The following is a 255-nucleotide window of genomic DNA, read 5'->3' on the forward strand; positions in this document are numbered from 1 at the left end:
GCGCCGATCAGCGTGACGAGTTCGCCCTGCCCGACCTCGAGGTCGACACCCTTGACCGCCTGGATGCCACCGTAGTTGACCTGCAGGCCCTTGATTTTCAACATTGCTTGCGTCGTGGACATCAGTGGACCCCCGCACCCAGATAAGCTTCGATCACCTTCGCGTCTTTCTGCACGTCCTGCGGCAGACCCTGTGCGATCACCTTGCCGTAGTCGAGCACCGTCATCTGGTTGCACAGGCCCATCACGAGCTTCA

The 255-nt window shown here is 60.4% G+C and carries 1 protein-coding gene and 1 pseudogene; both read right to left on the bottom strand.

Annotation, left to right across the window (positions count from 1 at the left end):
• Positions 1 to 104, bottom strand: a pseudogene (locus VSR82_RS40385) (ABC transporter ATP-binding protein); the annotation flags it as partial.
• Positions 105 to 121: 17 nt separating this feature from the next.
• A partial coding sequence (locus VSR82_RS40390; protein ID WP_498858962.1) for an ABC transporter ATP-binding protein C-terminal domain-containing protein occupies positions 122 to 255 on the bottom strand: 134 nt, incomplete at its 5' end.

It is taken from the genome of Burkholderia sp. JPY481 (assembly GCF_038900515.1).
Taxonomy (GTDB): domain Bacteria; phylum Pseudomonadota; class Gammaproteobacteria; order Burkholderiales; family Burkholderiaceae; genus Paraburkholderia; species Paraburkholderia youngii.